Annotated in this window: 5 protein-coding genes; 4 read left to right on the forward strand and 1 reads right to left on the reverse strand. The window is 36.6% G+C overall.

All coding sequences use genetic code 11. The annotated features are described in order from the left end of the window. Positions 1 to 326 precede the first annotated feature (326 nt). Positions 327 to 1,706, reverse strand: coding sequence for a H2O-forming NADH oxidase (gene nox, locus QM911_RS09660; protein WP_414313860.1), 1,380 nt, complete (start codon positions 1,704 to 1,706; stop codon positions 327 to 329). A 317-nt stretch (positions 1,707 to 2,023) separates the two neighbouring features. Between nox and QM911_RS09665 the strand changes: the two genes are divergently transcribed. From QM911_RS09665 to QM911_RS09680, 4 genes are all read left to right on the forward strand, one after another. After that, a complete protein-coding gene (locus QM911_RS09665; RefSeq protein WP_414313862.1) occupies positions 2,024 to 2,944 on the forward strand; it encodes an FAD:protein FMN transferase in 921 nt (306 codons plus the stop codon). Between the two features lie 34 nt (positions 2,945 to 2,978). Then, complete coding sequence (locus QM911_RS09670; RefSeq protein ID WP_000915942.1) at positions 2,979 to 3,584, forward strand: NADPH-dependent FMN reductase; 606 nt, start codon at positions 2,979 to 2,981, stop codon at positions 3,582 to 3,584. Between the two features lie 17 nt (positions 3,585 to 3,601). Continuing rightward, on the forward strand, positions 3,602 to 4,840 hold the full coding sequence (locus tag QM911_RS09675; RefSeq protein ID WP_000673684.1) for an NAD(P)H-dependent oxidoreductase: 1,239 nt from the start codon (positions 3,602 to 3,604) through the stop codon (positions 4,838 to 4,840). A gap of 124 nt (positions 4,841 to 4,964) precedes the next feature. After that, positions 4,965 to 5,630, forward strand: a complete 666-nt coding sequence (locus tag QM911_RS09680) for an Rgg/GadR/MutR family transcriptional regulator (RefSeq protein WP_414313861.1) — start codon at positions 4,965 to 4,967, stop codon at positions 5,628 to 5,630. Positions 5,631 to 5,968 lie beyond the last annotated feature (338 nt).

The raw sequence follows: 5,968 nt of genomic DNA on the forward strand, positions 1-5,968 counted from the left end.
GTTTGTGCTACAAAAAAGGCTACTAGAGACGAGCCAGTAGCCTAATACAATTTTTTCACCTTCATTATATCACAAGGGGAGTCTTTTTGCGCTCTTTTGAGTTTTCGTATAAAAAGTCCTAGCCTCTCAATTGTCTTTGGATTGTCGAGCAAGACGCAGTGGTTGAGTGGGCTCTACTTCGCTGATTTCATCGGCTTTTACAGCCCTACTCAACTGTGCGGAGGTGGGACGACGAAATCGAATTCTAACGAATTACCGATTTCTGTCCCACTCTCATTTTTTTGATGATAAAAACGGAAGAAACAAATCTTCCGTTTTACAAATCATTATTTTTCAGCTGTAAGTGCTGCCATTGTGATGTAGTTGTATGGTTTGTTGAAGTGTGGCAAGAAGAATAGATCAGTCAATGCCAATTTATCAATTGTAACATGTTCTTGGATAGCAAGTGAGAACATGTGGATAGCCATACTGATTGCTGAATCGCGAGATACCATTTGAGCACCAAGGATTTCACGGCTGTCGCGATCAAAAACAATCTTGATAGCAACTTCATGGTTATCATGTTTCATAAATTCTGGTTTTTGAAGGTCGTTAAATCCAGTTTCAGTTGCATTGTAGCCTGCAGCTTTTGCTTTTTCAAGTGTCAAACCAGTTGAAACCATGTGAAGACCATAGATAGAAATACCATTTGATCCTTGAACACCGATTCCTTCAAGTTCATGTCCACAAGCGTTGTACGCACCTACGATACCGGTACGAACAGCGTTTGAAGCAAGCGCGATGTAGCTAGTGTCTTTACGAGCGTTGTCATAAACAGTCGCACAGTCACCTACTGCATAAACACCTGGAATTGATGTTTCTTGTTTCTTGTCAACAAGGAAGGCACCGTTACGGAAGAGTTCAATCTTACCGTCAGCAAGAGCTGTGTTTGGACGGAATCCAACTGCAAGAACAACCATATCCACATCAAATGTTTCTTTGTCAGTGATCAAGCGTTCAACTTTACCGTCACCTTCGATAGCTTTAACAGTTTGTCCAAGTGCCAAGCGGATATTGTGGTCTTCCAAGTTCTTATCCATCAATTGCGTGAAGTCTTTATCGTAGTAACCGTTCAAGACTGTATCTACGATATCAACAAGGACAACTTCTTTTCCAAGACGTTCGAAAGCTTCAGCAAGTTCAACACCGATGTATCCACCACCGACAACAGCGATACGCTCAAGATGTTTGCTCTTGTCAGCAAGTTTATTGATAACTTCTTCTGCGTTTTGGTACAATTTAACGAATTGTACATTTTCAAGAGTTGCTTTGAATTCGCGGTTACCTTTAACAATTTCAACACCTTCGATTGGTGGCAAGATTGGTGTAGATCCTGTAGCGAAGATCAATTTTTCGTATGATTCTTTGTGTTCTTTTCCATCAACTTCAGCAGTTACAACTTTGTTATCATAGTCAATTGAAAGAACTGGTGAGTTCATATAAACTTTAGCACCTTTTGCTTCCAATTTTTCTTTATCTGAGTAGAAGAGACCTTCTGGACCATCGATTTGTTCACCAATCCAAAGAGCCATTCCACATCCTAGGAATGAAATGTTTGAGTTTTGGTCAAAGACAACGATTTCATTTTCACTTCCAAAATTGTCCAACATAGTGTTGATACAAGCAGTTCCAGCGTGGTTAGCACCCACGACTACGATTTTACTCATAAGATAATTCCTACCTTTAATTTTTTATTTACCTTTCTAGTATATCATTATCTGTGAGCGTTTACAAGTTTTTTGACTAGTTTGCTGTTTTTTTGAAATTTTTTTGAAATATATATTAATTTATTTTCAACTTTTTCAAAGTTTTTTGCACATTTTTTATTTATCCAAGCATATTTCTTGACTTTTTGTAAAAAATAATTTGTGAAAACGCTGACTTTATGATATTCTATTTATATGGAAATGAAATTTAAATCTTCAGATTGCTTTCATATCTGGATTTACAACTATTTCCAATTGATTTGAAGGGAGTTGATTCTTTGCCTCTCAGTTCATTATCTGAACGGTTAATGGGAACTACGATTACTATTTCCTTGGTACATGAACAAGCGGATAATCTTCTCCGTCAAGCTTTTGATTTGCTCAAGGAACTTGAATTTCGATTTAATGCGAATAGCACCAAATCGGAATTGATGGAAATTAACTATCAGGCAGGAATTGCCCCAGTAAAGGTCCACCCTGATTTGTTTGAACTGATTTCTTTAGGATTAGAACACAGTCTAGCTCCTGGAAGTCATCTCAATATCAGCATTGGTCCCTTAGTACAAACCTGGCGTATTGGTTTTTCCGATGCAAAAGTTGCTAGTCCTGAAGAAATTTCTTCGGTTTTACCATTGATAGATTCCAGTTTTATCAAACTTGATTCAATTTCTTCTACTGTCTTCTTAGAAAAGAAAGGAATGAAAATTGATTTAGGTTGTTTAGCAAAGGGCTATAGCGCAGATAAAGTTGCTACTTTCTTAAAAGAAAATGGTGTCACTTCTGCTCTTATCAATCTTGGGGGAAATATCCTTACCATTGGTAATAACCAAGCCAGAAATGGACAACCTTGGCAAATTGGTATTCAAGACCCTAATCATCCACGTGGGAATCACCTGATGACCTTATCTATCACTGGAAAGTCAGTTGTTACATCTGGAATTTATGAACGGCATCTTGAAATCGATGGAAAGGATTATCATCACATTTTCGACAGCGAAACTGGCTATCCTATTGAAACGGATTTGGCTAGTTTAACGATTATATCTGACCGCTCAGTCGATGGTGAGATATGGACCACACGATTGTTTGGTGAACGTAGCGCTTCTATCATGTGGCAAATCGAAAATATCGATGGAATCGAAGCCATCCTTATTGATAAAGATGGACATATCGCTTGTTCATCCGGTATCCAAAGATAAATAATAAATAATGCAAAAAGAGAAAGGAAAGCTCATGCTAAAACTTATTGCTATTGTAGGAACTAACTCTAAACGTTCCACAAACCGCCAACTGCTTCAATATATGCAAAAACACTTTGCTGATAAAGCAGAAATCGAATTGGTAGAAATTAAAGATCTACCAGTCTTCAACAAACCTGCAGATAAACTTATTCCTGCAGAAGCCTTAGAAATTGTTGCAAAAATTGAAGCAGCTGATGGTGTGATTATCGGTACTCCTGAATATGATCACTCAATTCCTGCTGTTCTTATGAGCGCTCTTGCTTGGATTTCTTATGGAGTATTTCCACTTCTTAACAAACCAGTGATGATCACAGGTGCTTCATACGGTACACTCGGTTCATCACGTGCTCAATTGCAACTCCGTCAAATCTTGAATGCACCAGAAATTAAAGCAAATGTTCTCCCAGATGAGTTCTTGCTCTCTCATTCTCTTCAAGCATTCGATAAGAATGGTGACTTGGTAGATCTTGATGTAATCAAGAAATTGGATGCCATCTTTGATGACTTCCGTATCTTTGTCAAGATTACTGAAAAATTGCGTAATGCTCAAGAACTTCTTCGTAAAGATGCAGAAGAATTTGACTGGGAAAATTTGTAAGATAGGAGATCGAAAGAATGAAATTTGTTGGACTTGTTGGATCAAACTACGACCAATCATATAACCGCAAACTCTTGGAATTCATCCGTCGTAACTTCAAACTGAAATTTGAATTAGAAGTTCTTGAAATCGATGAAGTTCCAATGTTTAACCAAGACGAAAAATGGGACGAAAGCTTCCAATTGCGCCTTCTTTACAATAAAATTACTCGTGCTGATGGTGTGATTATTGCTACTCCTGAGCACAACCATACAATTTCTGCTTCACTCAAGTCAGTTCTTGAATGGCTTTCATATGAAGTACATCCATTCGAAAACAAACCAGTGATGATCGTGGGTGCTTCTTACTACGACCAAGGAACTTCTCGTGCGCAAGTTCACCTTCGTAAGATTCTTGACGCTCCAGGTGTAAATGCCTATACTCTTCCAGGGAATGAATTCCTTCTTGGAAAAGCTAAAGAAGCTTTTGATGCTAACGGAAATATTATCAACGAAGGAACTGTTAAATTCCTTGAAACTTGTTTAGATAACTTTGTCAAATACGTAGGAGTCGTTTCTAAATTGAAAAAACCAAAACCAATTGAACCAGAAGACTTGGATTGTGGAAAACCAATCGCTACAACTATTACAGAAGTTGATCCTGACGATCCAAACTGGGTAGAAAAAGTTGCAGAAATCACAGGTGCTGTTTCAGGTGATACATATGTTAAACTTGACCATGGTATCTTGACTGTTAACCAAATCGATATGTTCTTGAAAGCTATGCCTTTTGAATTGACATACGCTGACGATAACAACCAATTCCTCTACTACAACAACGCTCACCAAGATCCTGATACAATGTTTGCAAAACGTGTACCATCTCAATCTGGTAGCCGTATGTCAACAGTTCACGGTTCTCTTCCACCAGCACGTATGAAAAACGTTGAGTGGGTTATTGGAACTCTTAGAAACGGTAACCAAGAATACGTACGTACAATTGTTCCTGGTTCTCCTGCCGGTGTTATCAACACTCACAACTACCAAGCTATGTACTATCCTGACGGATCATATGCTGGTATCAATGAAATTGTCTTTAACTTCCAACCATGGCTTGACTGGTACTTGAAAGAAACAGGTCAACGCTTGGTAGGTGGTAGCGGACCTTTTGCTCCTGCTGCTGGAGGTCATGGCGACGCAGATGCTACTTCTGGCGCTTCTGACTCAGCTGATGGCGGCCATGGAGATGCGGATGCTACTTCAGGTGCAAGTAACTAAGATGGCTCTTGGTCAACTGTAGTGGGGTGAATAAAAGCTAACATCTGGAGAGGACAAATGATATCCTCTCCATTTTTATATTCTGTTAAATCGTCTTGGAATATCATTTTCAGAATTTGAAGAATTGGTTCATTGTTATTATTCCAAAAAAGAATGTCTTTTTGATGAATTAGAAAATGCTGTAGAGTCTTCAGATATATTTTTACTTCAAGAATTAGTGGAGAAAATAGAGTTAAAAGAAAAGCATGAAAAAAGTATATGCAATTATCACATAAAATTGATTGCTGAGCAACAGATCAACCGTCTTGCAAACCTTCCTTATAATTCATCTAAATGCAATGAATTAATAAAATATCTGCTTTCTGTAGATACTTGGATGGAGTATGAACTAAAGATTTTCTATAATTCGGTGTTTTTTATGAATACAAAGACCATAAGCTTACTATATAGAATAGTAATCAAGAAAACACGACATTTTTTAAAAACTGATACCAGAACATATAAAGTAATTCCTCTATATTTATTTAACCTAGAAATGTTATTAGAAAATAATTTGTTAGGTAGTGCTCAATTTTTTATAGATGATTTAGAAAATTTACTTACTAGGCAAGGATATTGTTTTGAAAAGAATTATTTGCTCTTTCTAAGAGGTATTTATCTTATAAAAACTAATCAAATAGAGTTAGGTAAAAAAGAATGTTCTAAAGCTATGAGAATATTTAATGAATATAATGACAGTGATACAATAAATAAATTAAACCAGAGATTTAAGCTAGATTTAACAATTTAATTGTTAAATGATATCGTTTAGAGATATAATTTCTAAAAAATTATACAAATAATCTATCTATAAGATTTGGTTCTGCATTTCAATGAGCTAAGTCTTTTTTTAATACATTTGTCATTATATAGGCTTTTGTTGATTATTTTTTGTTTTTATTCAGAGGAATAGTAACGATTCTTCCCTTTTTTAACGCTCTCTGTTCCATAACGATCAATTAATACTCAATTATTTTCAAAAAGCAACCTCGTCCATTGTCTGCTGACAGTTGACTTTAAAACATTTTTTTCCAGTCCTAGAATAACTTCTTGAAGCTTATCAATGACAGCTTCCAATGTTTGGAAAGC

The sequence above is a fragment of the Streptococcus infantis genome (assembly GCF_047460825.1).
Classification (GTDB): domain Bacteria; phylum Bacillota; class Bacilli; order Lactobacillales; family Streptococcaceae; genus Streptococcus; species Streptococcus infantis_V.

Bases quoted from the DNA above. Each gene is read 5' to 3' on its own strand.
- QM911_RS09670 (WP_000915942.1), top strand. From the start codon at position 2,979: ATGCTAAAACTTATTGCTATTGTAGGAACTAACTCTAAACGTTCCACA.
- nox (WP_414313860.1), bottom strand. From the start codon at position 1,706: ATGAGTAAAATCGTAGTCGTGGGTGCTAACCACGCTGGAACTGCTTGT.
- QM911_RS09675 (WP_000673684.1), top strand. From the start codon at position 3,602: ATGAAATTTGTTGGACTTGTTGGATCAAACTACGACCAATCATATAAC.